The organism is Streptomyces sp. bgisy100 (assembly GCF_057709105.1).
The window spans coordinates 1-24,304 of the sequence record NZ_JBYITE010000008.1 but is presented as its reverse complement, the minus strand read 5'-3'; the positions used below and the strand labels follow the sequence as shown (position 1 = coordinate 24,304).

Annotated in this window: 20 protein-coding genes and 1 tRNA gene; 14 read left to right on the top strand and 7 right to left on the bottom strand. The window is 72.2% G+C overall.

Annotation, left to right across the window (positions count from 1 at the left end; all coding sequences use genetic code 11):
• Positions 1–91: 91 nt before the first annotated feature.
• Positions 92–577 carry an ATP-binding protein gene (locus AC3EQ1_RS07690; RefSeq protein ID WP_432093536.1) on the bottom strand — a complete coding sequence of 162 codons (486 nt, stop codon included), beginning with the start codon at positions 575–577 and terminating at the stop codon, positions 92–94.
• 136 nt (positions 578–713) lie between these two features.
• Between AC3EQ1_RS07690 and AC3EQ1_RS07685 the strand changes: the two genes are divergently transcribed.
• From AC3EQ1_RS07685 to AC3EQ1_RS07665, 5 genes are all read left to right on the top strand, one after another.
• Positions 714–1,580: a helix-turn-helix domain-containing protein gene (locus AC3EQ1_RS07685; RefSeq protein WP_432093535.1), complete on the top strand. Its 867-nt coding sequence runs from the start codon at positions 714–716 to the stop codon at positions 1,578–1,580.
• Between the two features lie 6 nt (positions 1,581–1,586).
• Entirely contained in the window at positions 1,587–1,823 is a 237-nt protein-coding gene (locus tag AC3EQ1_RS07680; RefSeq protein ID WP_432093534.1) for a DUF397 domain-containing protein, read from the top strand.
• On the top strand, positions 1,820–2,659 hold the full coding sequence (locus tag AC3EQ1_RS07675; RefSeq protein WP_432093533.1) for an SAM-dependent methyltransferase: 840 nt from the start codon (positions 1,820–1,822) through the stop codon (positions 2,657–2,659). Before AC3EQ1_RS07680 ends, AC3EQ1_RS07675 begins: the two co-directional genes overlap by 4 nt.
• A 67-nt stretch (positions 2,660–2,726) precedes the next feature.
• Positions 2,727–3,344 carry a TetR/AcrR family transcriptional regulator gene (locus AC3EQ1_RS07670; protein ID WP_432093532.1) on the top strand — a complete coding sequence of 206 codons (618 nt, stop codon included), beginning with the start codon at positions 2,727–2,729 and terminating at the stop codon, positions 3,342–3,344.
• Positions 3,345–3,586: 242 nt separating this feature from the next.
• A complete protein-coding gene (locus AC3EQ1_RS07665) occupies positions 3,587–4,141 on the top strand; it encodes a carboxymuconolactone decarboxylase family protein (protein ID WP_432093531.1) in 555 nt (184 codons plus the stop codon).
• Between the two features lie 114 nt (positions 4,142–4,255).
• On the opposite strand, the gene AC3EQ1_RS07660 is transcribed toward AC3EQ1_RS07665, so the two are convergent.
• A complete protein-coding gene (locus AC3EQ1_RS07660; protein ID WP_432093530.1) occupies positions 4,256–5,443 on the bottom strand; it encodes a Glu/Leu/Phe/Val dehydrogenase dimerization domain-containing protein in 1,188 nt (395 codons plus the stop codon).
• Positions 5,444–5,753: 310 nt separating this feature from the next.
• Here AC3EQ1_RS07660 and AC3EQ1_RS07655 point away from each other — a divergent pair, with 310 nt between their 5' ends.
• The 5 genes from AC3EQ1_RS07655 to AC3EQ1_RS07635 all read left to right on the top strand — a co-directional run bounded on the left by AC3EQ1_RS07655 (position 5,754) and on the right by AC3EQ1_RS07635 (position 10,757).
• On the top strand, positions 5,754–6,416 hold the full coding sequence (locus tag AC3EQ1_RS07655) for an alpha-ketoglutarate-dependent dioxygenase AlkB family protein (RefSeq protein WP_432093529.1): 663 nt from the start codon (positions 5,754–5,756) through the stop codon (positions 6,414–6,416).
• A gap of 292 nt (positions 6,417–6,708) precedes the next feature.
• Positions 6,709–6,831: a hypothetical protein gene (locus AC3EQ1_RS07650; protein WP_388860123.1), complete on the top strand. Its 123-nt coding sequence runs from the start codon at positions 6,709–6,711 to the stop codon at positions 6,829–6,831.
• A gap of 158 nt (positions 6,832–6,989) precedes the next feature.
• On the top strand, positions 6,990–7,157 hold the full coding sequence (locus tag AC3EQ1_RS07645) for a hypothetical protein (RefSeq protein ID WP_432093528.1): 168 nt from the start codon (positions 6,990–6,992) through the stop codon (positions 7,155–7,157).
• 249 nt (positions 7,158–7,406) lie between these two features.
• The gene (locus AC3EQ1_RS07640) at positions 7,407–8,984 is read left to right on the top strand and encodes an alpha/beta hydrolase family protein (RefSeq protein WP_432093527.1); all 1,578 of its coding nucleotides are present in this window, start codon (positions 7,407–7,409) and stop codon (positions 8,982–8,984) included.
• A 552-nt stretch (positions 8,985–9,536) separates the two neighbouring features.
• Positions 9,537–10,757 (top strand): MBL fold metallo-hydrolase, encoded by a 1,221-nt coding sequence (locus AC3EQ1_RS07635; RefSeq protein ID WP_432093526.1) that lies wholly within the window; start codon positions 9,537–9,539, stop codon positions 10,755–10,757.
• A 42-nt stretch (positions 10,758–10,799) separates the two neighbouring features.
• Here the strand turns inward: AC3EQ1_RS07635 and AC3EQ1_RS07630 are convergent, their stop codons facing one another.
• The 4 genes from AC3EQ1_RS07630 to AC3EQ1_RS07615 form a co-directional block, all read right to left on the bottom strand.
• On the bottom strand, positions 10,800–12,635 hold the full coding sequence (locus AC3EQ1_RS07630; protein WP_432093525.1) for a PP2C family protein-serine/threonine phosphatase: 1,836 nt from the start codon (positions 12,633–12,635) through the stop codon (positions 10,800–10,802).
• Positions 12,636–12,802: 167 nt separating this feature from the next.
• The gene (locus tag AC3EQ1_RS07625) at positions 12,803–15,799 is read right to left on the bottom strand and encodes a glycoside hydrolase family 2 TIM barrel-domain containing protein (RefSeq protein ID WP_432093524.1); all 2,997 of its coding nucleotides are present in this window, start codon (positions 15,797–15,799) and stop codon (positions 12,803–12,805) included.
• Positions 15,800–16,195: 396 nt separating this feature from the next.
• Positions 16,196–17,605 (bottom strand): FAD-binding oxidoreductase, encoded by a 1,410-nt coding sequence (locus AC3EQ1_RS07620; protein WP_432093523.1) that lies wholly within the window; start codon positions 17,603–17,605, stop codon positions 16,196–16,198.
• 360 nt (positions 17,606–17,965) lie between these two features.
• Positions 17,966–18,943 carry an antibiotic biosynthesis monooxygenase gene (locus AC3EQ1_RS07615; RefSeq protein ID WP_432093522.1) on the bottom strand — a complete coding sequence of 326 codons (978 nt, stop codon included), beginning with the start codon at positions 18,941–18,943 and terminating at the stop codon, positions 17,966–17,968.
• Between the two features lie 168 nt (positions 18,944–19,111).
• Between AC3EQ1_RS07615 and AC3EQ1_RS07610 the strand changes: the two genes are divergently transcribed.
• The 3 genes from AC3EQ1_RS07610 to AC3EQ1_RS07600 all read left to right on the top strand — a co-directional run bounded on the left by AC3EQ1_RS07610 (position 19,112) and on the right by AC3EQ1_RS07600 (position 21,861).
• Positions 19,112–19,660, top strand: coding sequence for a nucleoside deaminase (locus AC3EQ1_RS07610; RefSeq protein ID WP_488187148.1), 549 nt, complete (start codon positions 19,112–19,114; stop codon positions 19,658–19,660).
• Between the two features lie 754 nt (positions 19,661–20,414).
• Positions 20,415–21,299: an alpha/beta fold hydrolase gene (locus AC3EQ1_RS07605; protein WP_432093656.1), complete on the top strand. Its 885-nt coding sequence runs from the start codon at positions 20,415–20,417 to the stop codon at positions 21,297–21,299.
• 488 nt (positions 21,300–21,787) lie between these two features.
• Positions 21,788–21,861 (top strand) — tRNA-Pro (locus tag AC3EQ1_RS07600).
• Between the two features lie 401 nt (positions 21,862–22,262).
• Here the strand turns inward: AC3EQ1_RS07600 and AC3EQ1_RS07595 are convergent.
• Positions 22,263–23,624, bottom strand: coding sequence for a GH1 family beta-glucosidase (locus AC3EQ1_RS07595; RefSeq protein WP_432093520.1), 1,362 nt, complete (start codon positions 23,622–23,624; stop codon positions 22,263–22,265).
• Between the two features lie 36 nt (positions 23,625–23,660).
• On the opposite strand from AC3EQ1_RS07595, the gene AC3EQ1_RS07590 reads away from it, so the two are divergent.
• Positions 23,661–24,304: TetR/AcrR family transcriptional regulator (locus tag AC3EQ1_RS07590; RefSeq protein ID WP_432093519.1), on the top strand; the 644-nt coding region annotated here is incomplete at its 3' end.

Genomic DNA, 24,304 nt, shown 5'->3' with positions numbered 1-24,304 from the left:
GACCGCGGGTGAGGGATGCCGGGGCCGCTACGGCACCCCCGGGCGCCGGGGTGCGTTCGGGCGCAGGACGTGTGCCGGGTGCGGTGGCGGGTCAGGCCCGTCCCGCCGCGTCCCCGTTGCACTCCAGTTCGGCCGTGCACTCCAGTTCGGCCCAGACGACATGCCCCCGCCCGCCGGTCCCCGGGTGCACGCCCCAGGTCCGGGACAGCGCGTCGACCAGGAGCAGGCCCCGGCCGCTCTCCCCGTCCACGTCGCCCGACCCGGGGTGCGGCTCGGTCGCCGCACAGCCCTCGTCGGTCACCTCCAGGCGCAACCGGCGCCCGTCGGACCGCAGTTCGCAGCCGAGTTTCTCGCTGTCGGTGTGCCGCACGACGTTGGTGACAAGTTCGGAGACCACCAACTCCATGCTGCAGCGGGACTCGTCGTCGACTCCCCACGCGCTCAGCCGTTCCAGGACGCGCCGTCGTGCCTCGGCCACGGAGGTGCGCAGCGCCGGCAGCTGGAACGCGTCCTGGCGGCCCTCGGCGAGAGTGCCGCCGTGGTCCATTAACCGGAGGACGTCATGGAAGGAAGCCACGCCGTAACTATGCGCGTGCCACAACACCTATGGCAAGGTTCAATCTGTAAATTGCAGAATCGTAAGGACAGCCTGTCAGCTGAACTGACGCCATGACACACTGCGTGACTGTGAAGCCAGTTGGAGGGGATCGGTAGTGGCCGACGCACGTCCCGGCGGTGCCCCCACGGTCCTGCGCATGGTGCTCGGCAAGCGCTTGCAGGACCTCCGGGAGAAGGCGGGCCTGTCGTACGAGGACGCGGGGCGCGCCCTCGACGTCACGCACGCCACGGTCCGCCGCATGGAGAAGGCCGAAGTCGGGCTGAAAATCCCGTATGTCGAGAAACTCCTTCTCACCTACGGCATCACGGAACAGGAGGAGATCGAGGGATTCCTGTCCCTGGCACGAGAGGCGAACCGGCGCGGCTGGTGGCACCGCTTCCGCGATGTCCTGCCGGAGTGGTTCAGCGCGTTCGTGAGCCTGGAGGGTGAGGCCAACCTCATCCGGGCCTACGAACCGCACTACATCCCCGGCCTGCTGCAGACCCCGGCATACGCCCGGGCCGTGCTGCGCGCCGGACAGCCGCACGCCTCGGACGACGAGATCGACCGCCTCGTCGCCCTCCGTATCGAGCGCCAGAGCCTGTTGACCAGGGCTGACGCGCCGGTGCTGTGGGTCGTCATGGACGAGACGGTGCTGCGCCGGCCCATCGGGGGACCCGGCGTGATGCGGGAGCAGGTGGACCGGCTGGTCGACGCCATGTCGATGCCGAACGTACGGCTGCAGCTGATGCCGTTCGCCGCCGGCCCCCACCCCGCGATGTACGGCCCGTTCCACATTTTCCGGTTCCCGATCCAGGAACTGCCGGACATCGCCTACACGGAAAGCCTTCTGGGCGGCGTCTACTTCGACCAACGCGACGACGTCTCGGCGTTCCTGGAGGCTCTGGACCGGATGTGCGCGCAGGCCCTGCCCGCACACACCACCGAGGGGTACCTGGGTGGCATTCGCAAGGAGATCTGAGACCAGATGGGTCGCATATACAACGGCATGCCGGCCAAGGACCTCGGTACCGAGGGCTGGCACAAGCCGTGGAGCGGCGGCAACGGGGGAAGCTGTCTCGAGGCCATGAAGCTGAGTGACGGCCGGGTGGCACTGCGCCAGTCGACGGACCCGGATGGACCCGCGCTGATCTACACCCACCACGAGATCGAGACGTTCATCCAGGGCGCGAAGGCCGGCGAAGCCGACTTCCTGCTCGCATGACGGGGACTGTGCACCGAAGGGAGAGCGGCGTGACCGACCAGGGCTTCTCCGCCGACGAGATAGACACCAGCAGGCCGCACCCGGCCCGCATGTACGACTACTACCTGGGGGGACGGGACAACTACCAGGTGGACCGGGAGGCCGCCGCGGGCGTGGTCCGGCAGATACCCGAGATCCTCACCGCGGCCCGGATGAACCGCGCCTTCCTCGAACGGGCCGTCCGCTCCGTGGTGGAGGACGGCGTCCGGCAGATCATCGACGTCGGCACGGGCATCCCCACCTCGCCCAACCCGCACGAGATCGCCCGCGGGATCGCGCCCGACGTGAAGGTCGCCTATGTCGACAACGACCCGATCGTGGCGTCGCACGCGGGCGCCCGGCTCACCGGCACCCCGGACACCGGGTTCGCCCTGGCCGACATCCGCAAGCCGGAGACGATCCTGGAGCACCCGGCCGTCCGGGAACTGATCGACTTCGACCGGCCGGTGGCGCTGCTGCTGGTCGCCGTCCTGCACTTCGTCCGGGACGACGAGGGGCCGGCCGGCATCGTCGCCACCCTCGCCGAGGCCCTTCCCCCGGGCAGCCGGCTGGTGCTCTCCCACGCCACCTCGGACTTCCACCCCGACGGCATGCCCGAGGTGCTGAAGATCTACAAGAACGCCACCGCCACGCTCAACCCGCGCCCGCACGCCGACGTCCTCCCGTTGTTCGACGGATTCCGGCTGCTGGAACCGGGCCTGGTCCAGGTGCCGCTGTGGCGGCCCGACGGCCCGCCGCCACCCGCCGAGGAACTGGGCAGGATCGGCTTCTACGGCGGGGTGGGCGTCAAGGAGTGAACGGGTACGGCATGCGCACCGGACCGGCGACCGGTGTGTGCACCGGGCGGACGATCAGAGGGACGATGTGACGAGGGTCCGGCTGCGGGTCGAGGAACGGCGCGAGGAACTGCTGGGCGCCGCGGTCGAACAGATCGAGGCGCGCGGCGTCGCGGACTTCCGGATCTCGGACGTCGCGGCGTCGCTCGGGGTCAGCAACGCGCTGGTGCTCTACCACTTCTCGACCAAGGAGAAGCTGGTCGCGGCGGCGTTCGCACACGCCGCCGAGGCGGATCTCGCCCGGCTGCGCGCCCTGGCCGGCCGGGGCGGCAGCGCGGTCAAGCGGCTCCGCGCCGTGGTCCGCTGGTACTCGCCCACCGGGCAGGCCAAGGGCTGGAAGCTGTGGATCGAGGGCTGGGCGGCCGCGCTGCGCGAACCGGTGCTGCGCGAGGTGTCCCTGGGCCTGGACCGGCAGTGGAAGTCGACACTGGCCGAGCTGATCGCGGAGGGCGCGGACGCGGGGGAGTACGTGTGCGCCGATCCGCGGTCCGCGGCCTGGCGGCTCACCGCGTTCCTGGACGGCCTCGCGGTGCAGATGACGGCCTACCCGGGCGCCCTCAGCCGGCGGCGGATGGAGACCTGGGTGGACGACGCCCTCGCCGCGGAGCTGGGCCTGGGGCGAGCCCGGCCGGCGGGGGACTGCTGATCTCTCCGGTTCCGTCGGGCCGCTGATGCCGTCCGTTGCCGTCGCTCGCCGGGTTCCGTGGGCCGCCGGCCTCCCGGTCACCGCGGGGTGAGCGGGAGGCCGGCGTCCGCGGACGGCCACGCCTGCTCCCCGATGCCGCGGACGTGCCCGGGTAAGGACTGCGCGGCACCGGTGTCACATTTCCGGGAGCCGGTCCGTCGTAGGGGTGACAGCGCAGACCCCGCACACGATGGAGGCCCGCCATGGCCCGTATCCCGCTCGACCCGCCGCGCGGCATCCTGGTCCGCATCGCTCAGTGGTACTCGCGGCGCACCTACGGCAAGGTGCTCGACCCGGTCCTCGCCATGGGGTACCACCCCCGGCTGATGACGAGCTACGCCCGCTTCGAGCAGTCGCTCTCGCACTGGAACAAGCTCGACCCGGGCCTCAAGGCGCTCGCCCTCATGGCCTCGGCGGCGTCCATCGGCTGCGCCTGGTGCCTGGACTTCGGCTACTGGGAGAGCCGTCGGCAGGGCATGGACCACCGCCGGCTGCACGAGGTGCCGACGTGGCGGGAGAGCGAGGTGTACACCCCGCTGGAGCGGGACGTCATGGAGTACGCGGAGGCGATGACCGCGACGCCGCCGACCGTCGACGACGCCCTCGTGGCCCGGCTCCGCGAGCAGCTCGGGGAGCCCGCCGTGGTGGAGCTGACCGCGATGGTGGCCGTCGAGAACATGCGCTCGCGGATCAACACCGCACTCGGGATGACCAGCCAGGGGTTCAAGGACAGCTGCGAGGTTCCGGCACGGGGGTGAGCGGGCTCCTCCTCGGTCCCGGCCGCACCGACGGCTGTGACGAGCCGGTCCCGGATCCTGCCGACGGCGAGGACGAGTTGGTCCCGGCTACTGCCGACGCATCTCCGGCTCACATCACCGGCGGTGGCTGCCGAAACGTTCGGTGATCAGCGGGAGCCGGTCGGCGACGATGGCGTGGGCCGCGGCCCGCGGCGTGCTGCCGTCGGCCGCGGCGCGGTCCAGCACCCGGCCGGTCAGCTCGCGCATGGAGCGCCGGATGTGGGCGAAGGCGGCGTCGGCGCCGGGGCCGATGTCCCCGAAGAGGGTCCACCACCACCAAGCGTTGGTGGCGGAGTTGACGACCACGTCGGGCAGCACCGTCACGCCCCGGGCCGTCAGGAGTTCCTCCGCCTCGGGCAGCACCGGCATGTTGGCGGCCTCGACGACCAGCCGGGCGGTGACGGCCCGCTGGTTCCCGGCGTCCACGCTGTAGGAGACGGCGGCCGGGACCAGTACCTCGCACTCCGTCTCCAGCCAGGCAGCGCTGGGGAGTTCGGTGTCGGACGGGCGCAGGGCGGCCCGGTCGATGGTGCCGAAGGAGTCCCGGGCGGCCAGCAGCGCCTCGACGTCGAGGCCCCGCGGGTTGAGAATCGTCCCCTTGATGTCGGCGACCGCCACGATGTCCAGCCCCGCGCGGGCGAGGAACCGCGCGGTGGCCCCGCCCATGGTGCCCAGGCCCTGTACGGAGACCCGGGCGCCCCGGCGCGGGACCGCCGCCCGGTCCAGCGCGGTCAGCACGGCCTCGGCGACCCCGCAGCCACCGGCCAGTTCGTCCAGCCCGATGCCGTCCACCTCGACGGCGAAGGCGTCGGCCAGCCGCTGCCGGGCGGCCCGCTCGTCGTCCAGCAGCGGGTACACCGCCTGGACGGAGGAGACGAGCCCGGCCTCGGCCGCCGCCCGGTCGACCACGTCCTGGCTGAGTCCCAGGTCCTCGCCGGTCGTCCAGAACCGTTCGATGTACGGGCGCATGGCCCGCAGATAGCGCACCAGCACGCCGTACGCCTCCGGGGCGTCGGGGGCGCAGTCGATGCCGCCCTTGGCGCCGCCGAGCGGGATGTACCGGGCCCGCGGGTCGTAGTGGAGGGCTTCCTTCATCGTCATGCCGCGGGCGAGCCCGGCGACCTCGTCGAGCGTGCAGCCCGGACGCATCCGCAGCCCGCCGCTGCACACCCCGCGCACCAGGCGGTCGACGACCAGGAAGCCCTGGCGCCCGGTGACGTCGTCGGTCCAGGTCGTGGACAGCAGGGGACGGGAGGGGGCCACGGGTGTGCTCCTCGGCAGGCTCTGGCTGAACGGCGATTCAGTATCCGGAGCCTGGGGAGCGGCTGTCAAAGGGATTGACGCGGCGGTGAGTTGGTCCCTGCTGCCCGCCGCCCGCCGCCCGCCGCCTGAGGCCCGCGGCCCGGGGGCCGGTCACGGCGGCCGGTCACGGGGCGGGTGGCGGTGCGTGCGTCTGTACGGGGGGTCTTCTCGTCCACCCGCTGCCCCTCGTCACGGGTCGGAGGCCGCCCTCCGGCCTGTGGGCCGGGAGCCCGTCGGCCCCCTACTGGCCCGTCGCTGCCACGATGGAGGGGTGACCGGTGAGCTCTTCCCCCGTCCTCCCGCCGAGGTGGCCCCCGGCGCCGTCCATCTGCCCGGGTGGCTCGACGCGGGCGAGCAGCGCCGGCTGGTGGAGTCCTGCCGCACCTGGGCGAAGCCGCCTGCCGGGCTCCGGACGGTCCGGATGCCGCGGGGCGGCGAGATGTCGGTGCGCAGCTTCTGTCTGGGCTGGCACTGGTACCCGTACGGCTACGCCCGGACGGTGGTGGACGGCGACGGAGCTCCGGTCAAGCCGTTCCCCGCGGTGCTGGGCGATCTGGCCCGCCGGGCGGCGCAGGCGGCGTACGGGGCCCCGTGCACCGCGCCGTACGACATCGCGCTGATCAACTTCTATGACGCCACCGCCCGGATGGGCCTGCACCGGGACAGCGACGAGCGCTCGGACGCACCGGTGGTCTCCCTCAGCCTCGGTGACACCTGTGTCTTCCGCTTCGGAAACACCGGGACCCGCACCCGGCCCTGGACCGATGTCGAGCTGCTGAGCGGCGACCTCTTCGTCTTCGGCGGCCCCTCCCGGCTCGCCTACCACGGGGTGCCCCGCATCCGGCCGGGCACCGCACCGCCGGACCTGGGGCTGACCGGCCGCCTCAACATCACCCTGAGGGTCAGCGGGCTGGACGACTCCGCCGGTCATTGACTGCGGCCAAGGGTGGCTGAAACGGAAATCAGTCCCGCAGCCCAGCCCGCTTGGCCATGGCCAGAAGATCGGGGCGATTCCTCTGGTGGTGAAAAGGACCCGAAGAACCTCTCTGCACATGGGCGGGCCCCGGTGCGGCCGGCCCGGTCGGGTGCCCCACCGAATAACTGCCTTGAGTCTGCTCAAAATTGAGAGACTGTCAGGCGTGGACGACAGTATGTGGCCTGACGCCTCTCGGCAGGGCATCCCGGGAAATCCCGCCGTGAAGTGCATTAAGTGCTGGGGCACCAGCGTGATTCTTTCGAAGGCGAAGCACCCCGACACAGGCGTGCTGTTCTGGCGGCTCACCTGCCTCGACTGCCGCGTCGCCTGGCCCCAGGACCAGCACGGAGGGAACCCGGATGAATACGCCTGAGCGAACGAGACGCCATGAACGAGCCGACGCAGGTACACCCGTTATGCAACACCTACTCGAACGGGGCACAAGAGCGTGATCACGCTGCCCGACGGCCGTCAGAAGTGCTTGGACTGTGGGATGGTCGGCTGGTGACCGGAGAAGCCACACCAGGCCCCATGTCGTCCGACATGGCGCTGAGCGAGATCTTTCAGCGAGCGCTTGACGTCGCGGAGAGGTACGGCTCGACGATCAGCGTGGAGGCGCGCGCCGTCGGCCCGTACGAGTTCATGTCGACGGTCCGGCTCTGCTACCCGCAAGCGGGCCTGTCGTCGGGCGACGGATAGACGGCCCTGCGCGGACCGCCCCGGTCATCCTCCCACTGTGGAGGATGACCGGGCATGTGCATGTCCGCGGTCAGGCGCGATGGGTCCGTACGACACTCACCCCACCCGCAGAGGGGTGTGGCTGTCCCCACCTGTCAACCGGCCGGTCTGCACGATCGATCGGCTTCCCCCACCCCGGAATGCTGGCTGCACGGCGCGACGCACTGTCGGTCGTGCCGTTCCATCGACCCAGCCGCATCGGGAGTGCCCATGCCTCTTCGCCGGTCCACGGGCCGGGCGGGCTCCGCATTGGACGCCGGAACCCCGTCCGTCACCGCTGACGTAACCGCCTCCGTCCCCGCCTCCGCAGTACGCCGTCCCCGCCGACGGCGGCTGCTCGCCACGGCCGTCGCCGCCACGGCCGCCGTCACCGCCGGCCTCGCCCTGACCGGGGTGACCGGGCCGACCGGGCCGACCGGGGCGTCAGAGCCGTCCGGGCAGTCCGTGGCGCACGCCGCCGCCCGGTCCGCTCCCGCCGCCCAGCAGCAGTCCGCCCGGCTGAACCTGCCCGAACCGACCGGCCCGCACCGCGTCGGCACGGTCTCGCTGCACCTGGTCGACCACGAGCGGCGGGACCCCTGGGTGGACTCGCGGGAGAACCGGGAGCTGATGGTCGACATCCGCTACCCCGCGCGGGACACCCGGGGCTTCCCGCGCGCTCCGCAGATGCTGCCGGGTGCGGCCGCGGGGTACGACGTCATGAACAACCTCGGTGGCGTCCCGCGGGGCGCGGTCGACTGGGCGGCCACGCGGACCCACGCCCACACGGGTGCCCCCGTGGACCGGCCGGGAGGCCGACGGCTTCCCGTGGTCCTCTACTCGCCCGGCGCCGGTGATCCCCGCTCACTGGGCACCACTCTCACCGACGAACTGGCCTCGCGCGGATACCTCGTGGTCTCCGTCGACCACACCTATGAGGCCTCCGCGGTCGAGTTCCCGGGCGGCCGGACCGAGCGGAGCCGGATGCTGGAGGAGTACGAGCGGGCCGAACGGGAGGACCGGGTCACCGACCTGCTGAAGAAGGTCAGCGGGGTACGGGTCGCCGACACCCGCTTCGTCCTCGACCGACTGGCCGGTCTCGCCGCAGGGGACGGCTCCGGTGCCGGGCTCCGTTCCGCAGACGCGAGCCGCTCCGGAGACGCGAGCCGTTCCGGAGACGCGAGCCCTTCCGATGCCGGGAAGCGTTCCCGCGCTGGGGGCGGTCAGGGCGTCGCAAGCCGTCCCGGCGGCGGGCCGCAGCGCCTGCCCGAGGGCCTGCTCGGGGCTCCGGACCTGGACCGGATCGGCATGTTCGGGGCGTCCGCCGGTGGCTTCACCGCGGCTCAGACCATGCACGACGATCCGCGGATCAAGGCCGCGGCGAACCTCGACGGAGTCCTCGGCTACACCCAGGACGACGCCGACCCGTCGAACCCCTCCACGGTCGGCACCGACGGGCTCGACCGTCCGTTCCTGCTCATGGGCAAGCAGGGCAACGACCACCACACGGTCGCGTCCTGGGATGCGACCTGGCGGCACAGCACCGGATGGCACCGTGACCTGACCCTGCGGGGCGCGGAGCACGGGGCCTTCTCCGACACGGCGTCGGCACTCCCGCAGATCGCCGAGCAGCTGGGCCTCCCGGAGCGGACCGTGACCCGGAACATCGGCACGGTCCCGCCCCGCCGCGCCGTAGCCGCCGAGCGCGCGTATCTCACCGCGTTCTTCGACCGCTGGCTGCGGGACCGGGACAGCCATCTGCTGGACGGGCCGTCGGCAGCGCACCCCGACATCCGCTTCGTGCCGTAGGCGGACACCACCGGGGCGTCGCCCCGGCACGGCACGCCCGTCGGGCCACTCACGGGTGACCCGACGGGCCGCCGGCGGGGCCGATCCGGGGAGGTCGGGACAGGCGCCGAGGACCGGACGGGAGGCGTGGTGTCGATGGTTCGGGAGCGGGCCCGGTGGGGAGTGGGGGGCAGGGTGTGACCCCCGGATGGCCACGGATCACCATGGGCTGCCATGAAAAAGCTCAGGAATGCCACGGACCGCCATGGACCGCCCCGGAACGCTCCTGGGAGCGGAATATCCGGGGCCCCGCGGCGGCTGTCCTCTGCAGTCCCGCGGTGGCGGCACCGGATCGTCTGCCGCAGCTGTTGCTGCGGTGGTGGAAGGCGGCGCAACGGAAGGAAACGGTGCCGTACGGCTCCGCCGGCCGGCGGCCTGACCCGTCCGGACGCCTGTGACCAGCGGAGACACCTCGCCGGTACGCCAAGATTATTTACCTGCGCCCATAATGGATCGACCGGAGTCCGCTTCCGTCCCGAGGCGGGCTCCCCACCGTCCTCACCTGGAGGTGCCGTGCCCGGATCCCGCCCCCGACGCTCCCTCATCGGCCGGCTGCGCCCCGCTTCCTTCGGTGCCGACCCTGCCGGAGAGCGGCTGGAGCGTATCCGGCGCTCGCCCCAGTACGCCGACGGGCAGTTCCGCAACCCCGTCCCCACCCGCACCATGCTCCCCGGCTCGACGATGCCCATGCTGCGCACCCAGCTGAGCCGTGCCGACCGGGCCCGCCGGTACCCGACGGGCCCGGTCCCGGTGCACCGGCCCACCGCCGCCGAGTGGGGCGGACCCCCGGCGTCCGGCCTGCGGCTCACCTGGATGGGGCACTCCAGTGTGCTCGCCGAGATCGACGGGCACCGGGTCCTCTTCGACCCGGTCTGGGGCGAGCGCTGCTCGCCCTTCACCTTCGTCGGGCCGCGGCGGCTGCACCCCATGCCCGTCCCGCTGGCCGCCCTCGACCCGGTGGACGCGGTGGTCATCTCCCACGACCACTACGACCACCTGGACATGCCGTCCATCCGTGCCCTGGCCCGCACCGGCACGCTCTTCGCCGTACCGCTGGGAGTGGGCGCGGACCTGGAGCACTGGGGCGTGCCGGCGCACCAGATCATCGAGCTGGACTGGCACGAGTCCACGCAGGTCGGGAGCCTCACCCTGACCGCGACCCCGGCGCGGCACTTCTGCGGCCGGGGGCTGCGCGGCGGGCTGCGCACCCTCTGGGCGTCGTGGGTGGTCGCCGGGCCCGAGCACCGGATCTTCCACAGCGGTGACACCGGCTACTACCCGGGGTTCGCCGAGACGGGCGCGGCATACGGGCCGTTCGACGCGACCATGATCCAGATCGGGGCGTACAGCGAGTTCTGGTCCGAGATCCACATGACGCCGGAGGAGGGGCTGCTGACGCACGCGGACCTGTCGGGCGGGGCCCCGGCCGGGACGCTGCTGCCGATCCACTGGGGCACGTTCAACCTCGCCCCGCACCCGTGGGCGGAGCCGGCCGAGCGCACCCTGGCCGCCGCGCGGGAGGCCGGCGCGAAGCTGGCCATGCCCCGTCCCGGGGAGCCCTTCGAGCCCGCGGCCGAGCAGGTCGTCGACGCCTGGTGGCGTCCGATCGCCGTGCCGCCCGCACACGGCTGGCCGAGCGGCCCCCGTCCGGCCGCGGCCCCCTCCCCGGGCGGGGCCGGGACGGCGGAGGCGAGCAGCGGCAGCGCCGGGGCGGCCGCCCCGCAGGCGTCCTGAGGCCGCCCGCGGACCGCGGACGACGGTGCGGAAGACGCGCGGTCAGCTGCCGCCGCCCGGCGCGCCGGGCGCCCCGCCGGGTCCCGGGCCGGGCGGGCCCGGAGCCGCCCGGCTGGCCGCGCCCGGCCCCGCCGCGGACGGCGGACGGACCCGCGCCGCGAGCACCGCGACATCGTCCTCCGCGACCCGGTCCGTGAGGTGGCGCAGCACCTGGTCCAGCAGCGCGTCGAGCGTCCCGGCCACCGGCAGCCGCAGCCGGGTGAGCCGGGCGAGGGACCGGTCGATGTCCTCGTCGCGCCGCTCCACCAGGCCGTCGGTGTAGAGGATCAGCACCTCGCCGGTCCCGAACTCCCGGGTGACCATGTCGTACCCGCCGAAGCCGGTGCCCAGCGGGGGACCGGGCGGGACCTCCACCAGCTGGGGACGGCCGTCCGCCCCCAGCACGGCCGGGGGCAGATGCCCGGCGCTCGAATACGAGCAGATGCCGCGCGCCGGATCGACCAGCGCGAGCAGACAGGTCGCCGGGCGGCCCGTCTCGCCCTCGGAGATGTTGGTGTCGAGCTGCCGGAGGATCCGGTGCGGCGGCAGGTCGGACGCCGACACGTAGCGGATCATCGAGCGGTAGTTGCTCATGTCGACGGCCGCCTCCACGCCGTGCCCCATCACATCGCCCATGACCAGCAGGGTCCGCCCGAACGGCAGCCGGACCGTCTCGAACCAGTCGCCGCCCACCAGGGCGCTGCTGCCCGACGGCAGATAACGGGAGGCCAGCTCCACATTGGGGTGCGGGCTGCCCGGCTCGGCGAGCAGGGCGCGCTGCAGCTCCAGGGCGATGCCCTGCGACCGGGTGTAGCGGCGGGCGTTGTCGATGGTGATGGCCGCGCGCCCGGAGAGGTCCTGGGTGTTGACCACGTCCTCGTCGGTGAACGCGGGCGAGTCACCCGCCCGGGCCAGGGACACCGTGCCGATGGTGTGGCCGCGCGCGGCGAGCGGCACCACCAGCGTCGAATGGATGCCCACCGCACGGTAGGCGGCCAGCCGCTCGGGACTCGCGACCCACTGGGTCAGCTCCTCCTCCGACTGCAGATTCCGCATGATCGGTCGCTCGGTCGCCAGACAGCGCGGGACCGCGGAACCCGCCGGGTAGTCCACGTACTCACCCGTCAGGCCCAGCTGCCGGGTCGCCTCGCGGAGCTCCGGCAGCGACGCCAGGGCCGACCGCCGCAGCCGCAGCCCGCCCGAGGCCGTCACCCCCCTGACCTGGCCCGTCTCCTCCGGGAAGACCTCCACGGTCGCCACGTCGCCCAGCAGCGGCACCAGGAATTCGGCCAGCTCCCCGGACGTGGTGTCCATGTCCAGGGTGGTCCCGATCCGGGTGGCGGCGGCGTCCAGCAGGGTCAGCCGCGCCTGGGCCTGCTCCAGGGCCCGCTGCTGCTCCTGGGAGGCGGTGACCTCCACGACGATCCCGGCGATCCCGAACACCTCGCCGCCGATCTCCAGCCGGTGGTACGCGCCGTGCCACCAACGGCGCTGCCCGGGGGCGCCGGACGCGTCGGTGTGGGTGACGCCGGTCGTGGTCGCCTCCCGGGGCAGGCCGTCCAGCAGCACCTGTTCCAGCACGTCCGACCGGCTCTCGATCCCCGGCAGCACCTCGTTGATGGTCCGCCCGAGCAGGCTGGTGGCGGGCACCCCGATCGTCCGGGCGAACGCGGGATTGACGTAGAGGTAGCGCAGCTGGGGGTCGAGAATGGCCACCCCGGCGGTCGTCCCGCTCAGCACGTTCCGGAGCACATGGTCGGTGCCGCCCGAGGAGAGGGCGACGGCGGCCGCGTCGGAGAAGTGGTCGGCGCCGCCCCGGCCCGGAGCGGTGGGGCACACCCGCTACCTCCTCGTCCGCCGTACGGAACCTGCCTGAGGGGTGCTCGCACGATGCCAGCCCGGGTCGCGCGCTCGTCGTGCAAGGACCCCTCAATCGTCGGCCCGGTCCGGAACATCCGCATCCGCGTGCCCCGCGCCCGCAGTCCGCCCCGGCCGTCGCCGTGCTCTCAGTCCGCGCCGGCCGCTCCCGCGGTCCCGGTGCTCCCGCCGGCCCCTGCCCCGGCGGACGGCGCCGCGACCGTCGAGAAGGTGAACGAGAACGCCGCCGGGCCGGGCCGCAGCTGGTACCGCGGCAGGACCCCGGGGCCGCAGGACTGGCTGCCGATGCCCTGCTGCCCGTGGTCCAGGTTCACCCAGACCGTGCCGCCCGGCCGCAGGTCCGTGGTGTGCGCCGCCGCGTCCAGCTGCTCGCTCGTCCACCGCCGGGCCGTGAACCAGAACGTGGGGGAGCCGGAGATCCGCAGCCCCGTCCCGTCGTCCCGGCGCAGCTCCGCCCAGCGCACATCGGCCCGCGCGCCGTTCTCCTGCGGGCGCACGTACGGCGTCTGCAGGGCGTCCACCGGCAGGCTCCAGCGGCCGGTGCGGGAGGCCGCGCGGGTGTCCGGATACGCCTCGCCCGGCCCGCCGCCGTACCACTCGGCGAGTCCCAGGCTCCCGCACACGCCCAGCCGCACCCCGAGCCGGGGCAGGGCGCACGGCCAGTCGCCCTCCGGTGTCACCGAGACCCCGAGCCGCAGCTCCTCGCCGTCCGCGGTCCACCGGAACACCGTCGCCAGGCCCAGCCCGCTGCCCGCCGCGGCGACCCGGCCGCGGACCTCCAGCTCCGTCTCCCCGGCCCGCACGGAGTCCGTCCGGTGCCGCATCCGGTGCAGCCCGAGGCCCCGCCAGAGGGTGCCCATCCGCAGGCCGGGCTGCCAGGGCGCGCCCTCGTCGTTGTCGGTCGGCGCCCGCCACACGTCCAGCCGGGGCGCCGCGACCTCGAAACCGTCCAGGTACCGCAGCGCGCCGGTCGCCGCGTCGAAGGTGCCCGGCCCGAGCAGCAGCACACCGCCCTCGCCCGCCCGCGGGACGGCCGTGGGCCGTACGGGCGGCGCCGCGGGCCGCGGCACGGCCGGGAGCTGGGCCCAGGCGACCTCGTGCCCGGCCTTCGCCCAGGCGGTGTCCGCGGCCAGCACCGACCGCACCGTCCACAGGGCCTCGCCCGCGTGCTCCGTGTCCGGGCGCGCGGGCAGCTTCACCTCGGTGCTCTCGCCGGGGCCGAGCGGCGGAACGGACAGCGTCCCCTCGGCCACCTGCCGCCCCTCGGCCTCGTAGGACCAGAGGAACGCCAGCCCGGACAGGTCGGCGACGTCGTGGCCGTTGCCGATGCGGACGGTGCCCGCGCGGCCGTCGCCCTCGATCCGGACCGGCTCGATCACCTTCTTGTACTCGATCAGACCGGGGGAGGGGGTGCGGTCGGGGAACAGCAGCCCGTCGCAGACGAAGTTCCCGTCGTGCAGCTCCTCGCCGAAGTCCCCGCCGTACGCGAACCACCGGCGGCCGTCACCGGTGCGGCAGGCGATCCCGTGGTCGATCCACTCCCAGACGAAGCCGCCCTGGCAGCGCTCGTGGGTCTCGAACAGCCGCTGGTAGTCGCTCAGCCCGCCCGGACCGTTGCCCATGGCGTGCGCGTACTCGCAGAGGAGGAACGGGAGTTCGCGGTGCCGGGCGGTGGCCTCCGGGGTGTCGTCCGGGGATGCGGCGCCCCGGCCGATGCGGTCGACCTCCGCGTGGTCCGCGTACATCCGGGAGTGGACGTCCACGTCCGCGCAGGACGGGTCGCCCTCGTAGTGCAGCGGACGCGACGGGTCCCGCCGGCGGATCCATCCGGCCATCGCGGTCAGCCCGCGCCCGGTGCCGCACTCGTTGCCCAGCGACCACAGGACGACGGACGGATGGTTCTTGTCCCGCTCCACCATCCGCTCCGCCCGGTCCAGCAGGGCCGGGGTCCAGCGGGCGTCGTCCACCGGGTTGCCCCGCCACCCCAGGGCGTGGAAGCCGTGGGTCTCCAGATCGCATTCGTCGATCACCCACAGGCCGTACGTGTCGCACAGGTCGAGGAAGGCCGGGTGCGGCGGATAGTGGCTGGTGCGCACCGCGTTGATGTTGTGCTGCTTCATCAGCAGCACATCGCGGCGCATCGTCTCCCGGTCCAGCGCGCGGCCGTGCTCCGGGTGGAACTCGTGGCGGTTCACCCCGCGGAACAGGATCCGGCGGCCGTTGACCCGGAGCACACCGTCCTCCACAGCGACCGTACGGAACCCGATGCGCAGCGGAACGCGTTCCCCGGCCGTGGCCAGCACGCCCTCGTACAGCCGCGGGATCTCCGCGCTCCACGGCTCCACCGGCACGGTCACCTGCTCGCCCGCCGCCAGGTCGAGCCCCAGCTCGGGCACGGTGATCCGGGCGTCGCCCGGCTCGGCGTCCACCCGCAGGGTGCCCGTACCGTCCCGGTGGTCGTACGAGGCGTGGACGAAGAAGTCCCGGACCGCGCCCGGCGGCCGGTGCAGCAGCGTCACCTCACGGAAGATGCCGGGCAGCCACCACTGGTCCTGGTCCTCCAGATAGCTGCCCGACGACCACTGGTGCACCCGCACGGCCAGCACGTTCCCCCGCGGCCGCAGCAGCGCCCCCACGGAGAACTCGTGCGGCAGCCGGCTGCCCTTGAAGGTCCCCAGCTCCTCCCCGTTGAGCCACACCCGGGCACAGGACTCGGCCCCCTCGAAGCGCAGGACGCTCTCGCCGTCCCAGCGTTCGGGGAGGTCGAAGACGAACCGGTGGTCGCCGGTCGGGTTCTCGTCCGGCAGGTGGGGCGGGTCGACGGGGAACGGGTACGCGGTGTTGGTGTAGGCGGGGGCGCCGTGTCCGTGGAGCACCCAGTGGGCGGGCAGGCGCAGTTCGTCCCAGTCGGAGGCGTCGAACGAGCGGCGGGCGAAGGACTCGTCCTCGGCGTCCGCGGTGGGCGACAGCCGGAAGCGCCAGGTGCCGTCGAGACTCAGCCGGGCCGCGTCGGAGGCCGGGAACCAGGCACGGGGCGGGAGGGTGCCGTGGCCGGGGGAGGGGGCCTCGTAGTAGGGGAGGTCGGTCGGGAGGGGAGAATCGGGAGTGCTCATGGCGTCGCTCATGCTGCTCCTCGGTACGCACCGGTGCGGTCCTGGACCACACCCTGCACCAGCCGCTGCCGCAGGAGAACGGAACGCGGCGCGGACGAAGGGGATTTCGCCCTGCCGGGGTGTCTGCCGGGGATTCCGCCCGGGGTCTGCCGGGTCCTCCGCCGGGGTTGTCTGCCGGGTGTCCACCGGGTGTCTGCGGGGGTGCCTGCCGGGCGGGGCCTGCCCCGGGGCTCCGGCCTGGACGGCGTTCCGGGCCCGAGCCGCGCCGCGGGGCCGTCCGCCCCGGCCGCGCCCCGGCCGGGGTCAGAGCGCGCCGCCCTCCTCCGTCGTCAGAGGGCCCTCCGGCGTCAGACCGCCCCGTCCCTCCTCCGGGGTCGGCTACGACGCCCCGCCCTCCTCCGGGGTCGGCTACGACGCCCCGCCCTCCTCCGGGGTCAGATACGAGTGGAAGGCCCCGTCCGGGTCGTAGGCGGCCCGCAGCGCCCGCAGACGCTGCCAGTCGGCCGGACTGAACGACCGCTCGGCCCGTGAGGCGGCGGCCGTGAGGTCGGCCTCGGCGATGTAGTGCCCGGTCCCCAACGGCTCCACGGCGTGCATCGCCTCGCGCAGCCAGCGCATCTGGACGGCGTCCTCCGCCGGGTCGTCCCACACCGCGTACGGCACGACGTAACTCCGGCCGAGCACCGAGAACGCCATGTCGCGCAGCAGCCGCTCGTCGGTGGAGACCGGGAGCACGGGCGCGAGGACCAGGGACTGGTCGGAGGGGCTCGCGGCGGCCGACTCGCTGAGCTTGGCCAGGAGCGTGGTGAAGTCCTCGTCCGACCACAGGGTGTCGGCCGCGTAGCGGTGCTCCGGGGGCCAGACGGCCGCCGACTCGGCGTACAGCGCGTCGAAGGAGGTGGGCCGGTCGGTGTCCGAGAAGACTGCCCGGTCCGCGAACGGGCAGTCCCGCAGCGGTGCGAGGGACGCGTCGGCCTCCTCGTCCGTCCCGGCGAACACGGTGGCGCCGGCGATGACCACCTTGGGCCGCGGCGTCCGGCTCGTCATGTCCGGTGCCGCGGTGGCCAGGACGAGCACCGACTCGACCGTGGGGGCGAGCTCTTCGGCCGTGTCCGTGACCCAGGACGTCACCCGCTCGACGTCCGACAGCGGGAAGGCGTGCGTGGTCGTGCGGATGGCCCGGGGCAGCGGGTACAGCGCGATCCGGAATCCCGTCACGACGGCGAAGAAGCCCGGCCCGGCACCCCGCGCCGCCCAGAACAGGTCGGCGTTCTCCTTCTCGCTGCACCGCAGCAGTTCGCCGTCCGCGGTCACGGCCTCGATCTCCAGGACGCTCGCGCAGGCCGGCCCCCAGGCCGCGGAGTTCCAGCCGAGACCGCCGCTCAGCAGATACCCGCCGAGGGCGACGGACGGGCAGTGGCCGCCGGGGAAGGCGAGGGACTCCCGGGCGAGTGCGGGCATCAGGTCCTGCCCGCGGACGGCCGGCTGCACGGTGGCCGTGGCGGACGCCGTATCGATCTCGAACCGGCGCAGCCGCGACAGATCGAGCAGCATCCCCCCGTCCCGGAGGGAGGTCCCGGACCAGTTGTGGCCACCCGAGCGCACGGCGATCCGCAGCCCCTCCGCGCGGGCCAACCGGACTGCCGCCGGCACGTCGCGCTCCGACGCGACCCGGACGATCACCTCGGGACGGCGCCCCGGCATGAGCCCGTTCCACACCATGCTCGTCCGGATGGACTCGTACGCGGCGTCCCCCCGCCGGACGATCTGCCCTTCGACCTGCCCCTCGACGCCGTGGGCCTGCGGGTGTTCGCGCATGGTGCACTCCTCGCTGACCGGACACGAGCTCGCAAGCGGTCTCCATCGGTCGCTCCGTTGGGAAAGCGGCCGTTCCGTTGGGGAAAGCCCTTGAGCCGTGTGCCGCGATGGACGACGAGACCGTACTGCTTCAGGCCGCACTGCCACGAGGTTGGGGCCATGTCCCAGTTTAGTGGTTCATACGCGGGCACGCCCACGGGCGCGATACCGCCCGGGCCGGGCCGCCGCGCCCGACCGATGCAGCGGCCGCGGAATGGCCGGCCGAAGGGGAATCGGCTCAGGCGAAACGGCCGAGGCGAAGCAGGCCGGGCTGGGTTGTCGTCCGCGGTGAATCAGCCCGGTCCGAACCGGCCGAGGGCGTCAGTCCAGGGTGAGCCCGAAGATCGTGAGCAGAATGCCCCAGCACACGATGACCACGAGCGCCCCCAGGATGTGCGTACGGGCCGACTTCGCCCGGCTGGGCTGCAGCCAGAAGGCGAGACCGCGGTTGACCAACGGCATGAGAAGCCACGTCAGGACGCTGACGCTGAGCAGGTTCCCGATGAAGAGATTCAGGTAGCCGGGAACGCCCGCGTCGCCGAGCTCGTCGTTCACCGCCAGATTGAGCACCGTCACCGTGGGATACAGGGCCAGGACGACGGCCATGGCCTGCTTCCAGTTGGCGGGGACGCCCTCGTCCCCGCCGTCGCCGAAGCGGAACCAGCCGCTGAACGCGGAGCCGATCTTCCGGACGTCGTAGGAGGAGAAGTAGTTGCGCCCCTCCTTCAGGAGCTCTTCGCGGACCTCGGAGTCCAGCCAGGCGTCGAGGTGCTCCCTGGTGTCGAAGCGGAAGGCCACGACCCAGTGGTCCTGAATGCCCTGCAACGGCCGGAACAACTCCGAGCCCATGAAACCGGGTTGCTGCTCCTGCGCCTTGAGGATCTTGCTCTGCCATCGCTCGAAGTCCTGCTCCCGGCCGGGCCGCACATCGTGGGAGATGACCGCGGTCACGGCTTCCCGGTCGGGCGCCGCGGGCGTTCCGCCGGCCAGGACCTCCTGGGTGGCGGGGCCGTCGAACAGCGGGCGCCCCTCGTCCAGCAGTTGCTGCCGCGCACCCGACTCCAGCCAGGCGGTCAGCTGCTCGATCGAGGAGAAGCGGAAGACGACGACCCACTCGTTCTCGTCACCGTTGGCCGGCGGATACAGCTCGGTGCCCTCGAAGCCCTCGAAGTGCCGCACGGCCCGGTTCATGCGTTCCTGCCACGACTGATACGCGTCGTCATGGCCGTCCCGGACCCGTTGCGAGGTCACCACGGTCGCGCTGTTGCCGCTGAGGTTGCGGCTTGCACCGACAGTCATACGGAGTAGTCTAGGCGGAAAGGTGGATATCGGACAAATGGTGTCTGGTGATGCTCAGTTGACTGCTCAGTCGGCGGTGGATGGTTGACCGATTGACCGGTTTACGAGAGCTGCTCGGCCTGACGGTAACGGCTCGGTGGAGGTGCGGCGATGGGGCACAAGGAGTTCATGGCGGAAGCTGTCCGGCTGGCGACCGAGTCCGTGGAGAAGGGATGGGGCGGCCCCTTCGGTTCGGTGATCACCAGGGACGGCGAGATCATCGCCCGCGGGCAGAACCGCGTCCTGCTGACGGCCGATCCGACCGCCCACGGCGAAGTGGAAGCCATCCGCAAGGCGGTACAGCTCCTCAACCCGGAAGCGCCCAGCATCGCCGAGGAGCACCAGAACCAGTACACGCTGCAGTTGATCCCCCGCCCCGAGGGCTCCCAGGACGTCGTACCGGAACGCGCCTGCATGCTCCAGGGCTGCCTGATCTACACCAGCGGCGCGCCCTGCCCGATGTGCATGAGCGCCATCTACTGGTCCCGGCTCGACGCCGTCTACTACAGCTGTGACTGGAAGGCCACCCAGGAGATCGGCTTCGACGACGCGTTCCAGTACGAGGACTTCGCCAAGCCTCCGGAGCAGCGCAGCCTGCCCCTCGAACAGATCCACCCGGAGCTGGGCGCCCAGTCGTACAAGGCGTGGGCGGACAAGCCGAACCACCACCCGTACTGACGCGGGGGAACTGACGGGAAGTCGGTCCGCTGCGGGGGACCGGGGCTGGGCGCAGCAGCCCATCCTCGTCATCACGGCCCGTACGGCGGGCGCGGTCGAGGTACCGGGACATGTGTCTCGGCCGCGCCCACCGCACGGGCCGTCCGGCGCGCTCCGATGCCGGAACGGGGCGCCGGGCCTGGGGCGCCGCGCGCCGAGCAGGCCGTGCGGGGGTCTTCCTCTGTGAGGGGCGTGCATGACGTCCGTGTGCCGGGGGACGGTCATGGCGGGACGGAAACCCGGGCCGCCACGGCGGCCCGTCCCAGCCGACGACCCGACGCACCCGACACGGAGGGCGAGCCGCATGGCGGAGCACGCCATCAGCAACGGAAGCACCGACGAGGGCACCACCGGCCGGAGCGGCACCGAGCAGGGAAGCGCCGAACGCGGCACCACCGACCCGAGAGGCACCAAGCAGGGGAACGCCGAGCAGGGCGGCTCCGGCGCGCGCCGCACCAAGCAGGGAAGTGTCGACCAGGGCACCGCCGACCCGAGCGGCACCAAGCGGGGAAGTATCGACCAGGGCATCGCAGACCCGAGCGGCACCAAGCAGGGAAACGCCGATCAGGGAATCACCGACCAGGGCAGCTCCGACGTCAACCGCGACCGCCATCTCGGCAGCCCCGGCGAGGTCGGCCGTGACGGGAGCGGTGGCGCCGGCCGCCCACCCCACCCGTACCGCGCCGGTCACCTCGACCGTCCGGACGGAACGCGCGTGGCGACCTACACCTGGACACCGGTGGGCGATCGCCCTCGGGCCGTCGTGCAGATCGTGCACGGGGCGGCCGAACACGGACTGCGCTACGACCGGTTCGCCCGCTTCCTCGCCGGTCACGGCTTCGCCGTCGTCGCCTCCGATCACCGCGGGCACGGCGCGACGGCCGCCTCGACCGGCGGTTACGGCGTCGCGGGCGACGGAGCCTGGCCGGCGATCGTCACCGACCTGAAAGCCGTCGGCGACCGGGCGCGAGCCGAACACGCGGGGGCGCCCCTCGTCCTCCTCGGCCACAGTCTCGGGGCCATGCTGGCCCGCGACTGTGCCCAGGAGTACGGATCCGAGCTGCACGGTCTGATCCTGTCGGGCGTCTTCCGTTCCCTCCCCGGTGCCGAGACCGAGGGGGCGGCCGCCGCGCTGGAGCGGGAGATCGCGGACCGTGGTGGCAGCGCCCCCTCCGACTTCATCCCGGACCTCTTCGCGGCGTTCAACGATCCGTACCCACATCGCACCGGGTTCGAATGGCTGTCGCGCGACGAGGCGGAGGTGGACCTGTATGCCGCCGACGAGCGCTGCGGCTTCGCGTTCAGCGCCGGCCTCGCCCTGGAGTGGGTGCGGGCCGTACGCAAGATCAACGCGCCGTGGAACCTCGCCCGCATCCCGACCAGGCTGCCGGTCCACCTCGCTGTGGGCTCGGAGGACCCCTGTCATCAGGGGCTGACCTTGGTCTACGAGCTGCTGGAGGACTTCCGCTACCTCGGCACGGAGGACCTGACCTGGCGCGCGTACCCGAACGCCCGCCACGAGATCCTCAACGAGACCAACCGCGACGAGGTGCAGCACGACCTGCTGACCTGGCTGGACGGGCACGTCCCGGCGGCCTGACGGCTCCTTCGCGCGGAATTCATCGCTACGAGTGACGGCGCATGTTCCATCAGTGAAGGCCGGGGTCGCGCTCAGAGGCCCGCGGTCTCGGTCTCGGTATGCCGCCGGAGCCGACTGCAGCGATGTCGAAGGTGCCATGTCTGCTATGAGGTGAAATATGAGTGCTTGAGCCCTGGCTCAGGGGTGCCCGGTGGGCCGCACGCCGGCCTCGCCGAGGGGTGCTTCGCGGGGAGGGGGGAGAGGTTCGCCGGGGAGGCGTCGGCTCGGGGCCGCTGAGGTGCCGTGCCCGCGATTCCCGCAGGTGGGCATGGGGAGAGCCCGGAGCCGCAGAGCGAGAGGGTTGCTTCCGCCCGACCGTGACCGTCGGCATCCCCGCCCTGGGTCGGTCCGACGCTTCTGTCCGAGCCTGGGGTGAGCAAGCACCCGGTGAAGTGCGGTATTGTTCTCGTGCGCGGTCGGCAGGGGGAAACCCCAGGCCGCACGGGCACCGGGACGTGGCGCAGCTTGGTAGCGCACTTGACTGGGGGTCAAGGGGTCGCAGGTTCAAATCCTGTCGTCCCGACGGTGCAAAGAGGTCCGCTGATCTGGAAAACTCCAGGTCAGCGGGCCTTTTGCTTGTGTGGGTGCGCCTCATTCTTGACGCATCGTCATGTGCCGGGGGTGCTCTGGGACCACGGTCATGAAGAACCGCAGATCAGGGCATGTTCTCCGGGGGGCAAGATCATGTCCGAGTGCGGTGATTTTGTGCGCTTCTTACAGTGCCCGCAGGGGGCCGTCCCGGAGGGCCGGGTCCATGACCCGCACCAGGACGGCCGGGGTGTTCTTGACCGTCGGCTTCCCCTCGCCGTCGGCCGTCCAGGCGTATGCGCACGGTCCACCGTGCCGTGCGTGATCTGCGTCAGTGGCAGGACGGCCCAGCGCGGGTGTCACCCGCAGCTTCCTGCCGGACGGAATTCCGGGAGCTCAACTGCGCTGCGCGCGGATGAGGTCGCGGTACCACGCGAAGGACGCCTTCGGGGTGCGCACCTGGGTGTCGTGGTCGACATGGACGAGTCCGAAGCGCTGGTGGAAACCCTCGGCCCATTCGAAGTTGTCCAGCAGGGTCCAGGTGAAGTAGCCGCGCACGTCCACGCCCTGGGCCACGGCGGCGTCGACGGCCCGGAGGTGGGTGTCGAGGTAGTCGATGCGGTCGAGGTCCACGACGGTGCCGTCCGCAGCGACGACGTCCTCGGTCGAGCAGCCGTTCTCCGTGATGTAGACCGGCGGGAGTGCCGGGTAGCGCTCCTTGAGGCCGACGAGCAGTTCCCGTAGGCCATCGGGGACGACGGGCCAGCCGAAGGCGGTGCGGCGGTAGCCCTCGATGGGGGCCTCTTCGAACGGCAGCCCCTCGGACGTCGGCGTCTGGATGCGGGTCGGGTTGTAGTAGTTGATGCCGAGCGCGTCCAGGGGGGCCGAGATCAGTTCGAGATCGCCGTCCCGGACGGAGCCGCCGAGAGTGGCGTCCGAGCCGAAGGCCGACAGGTCGGGGTAGGCGCCTGTGAGGATCGGATCGTTGAACAGGCGGTTGTGCAGGTTGTCATAGGCCCGCGCGGCGGCGCGGTCGGCGGGGGTGTCCGAGGCGGGCCGGACCGGGGTGCAGTTGTTGGAGATCATCATCTGAAGGCCGCGCGCCCGCAGCTCTCTCAGTGCCAGGCCGTGACCGAGCAGCTGATGGTGGGCGACCGGCAGGCAGTCCAGGAACAGGGTGCGGCCCGGTGCGTGGGTGCCGAGGCCGTAGCCCCAAACCATGTGGATGAACGGCTCGTTGAGCGTGATCCAAGTCTGGACGCGGTCTCCCAGCCTGTCGGCCATGACGGCGGCGTACTCGGAGAAGCGGTGCGCGGTGTCGCGGTTCAGCCAGCCGCCGTCGTCCTCGAGGCCCTGTGGGAGGTCCCAGTGGAACAGGGTCGGGACGGGTTCGATGCCGCGTGCCAGCAGGCCGTCGACCAGCCGGTCGTAGAAGTCCAGGCCCCGGAGGTTGACCTCGCCCTTGCCGGTCGGCTGGATCCGGGGCCAGGCGATGGAGAAGCGGTAGCCGGTGAGGCCCGCCTCGGCCATCAGCGCGAGGTCATCCTCGTACCGGTGGTAGTGGTCGCAGGCCATGTCACCGGTGTGCCCGTCGCGGATCGTGCCGGGGCGGGCGGTGAAGGTGTCCCATACCGACGGTCCGCGACCGTCCTCCTCGGTGGCGCCCTCGATCTGATACGACGCCGTCGAGGCGCCCCAGATGAAGTCCGCGGGCAGATGGTCCAGTGTCACGTACGCCTCCCCCGAAACATGAGTCATGCTCACGTTAGTCGTTCCGGTGGGATGATGGAAAGCATGGATCAAGACCGCACCGCAGGGACGCTGCGCCGGCTGCCGGTCCAGAAGCGCAGCGTCGAACGCTTCGAACGGCTGCTGGATGCCTGCGCCGAACTCCTGGACGAGGTCGGCTATGCCGCGCTGACCACCAAGGAGGTGGCGCGCAGAGCCGAGGTGCCCATCGGCACCCTCTACCAGTTCTTCTCCGACAGGGAAGGGCTGATCGGCGCGCTCGCCGCCCGCAATCTGGAGTCCTTCCTGGCGCGGGTCGCGGACCGGCTGGAGCGCGAGGCGCCCGACGGCATCCCGGGCATCGTGGATGTGACCGTCGACGAGTTCGTCGCCATGCGCCGGACGATCACCGGGTTCGGTGCGGTCGACTTCGGCATGGTGGGGCAGGACCACATCCTGGAGCCGAACCGGGACAACAACACCGCGGTTGCCGGATCGCTGCGCGCACTGACCGCCTCCCTGGCCGGTGTCCAGGACGACGCCGAACTCGAGATCGCCGTGCGGGTGGCCCTTGAGTGCGCGGACGGCGGGCTGCAACTGGCCTTCCGCGCCGATCCGCAGGGCGACCCCCAGCTGATCGCCGAGTGCAAACGGGTCCTCAACAGCTATCTGAACGATCGCATCCGGCTCCTGGCGACCAGTCGGCACGC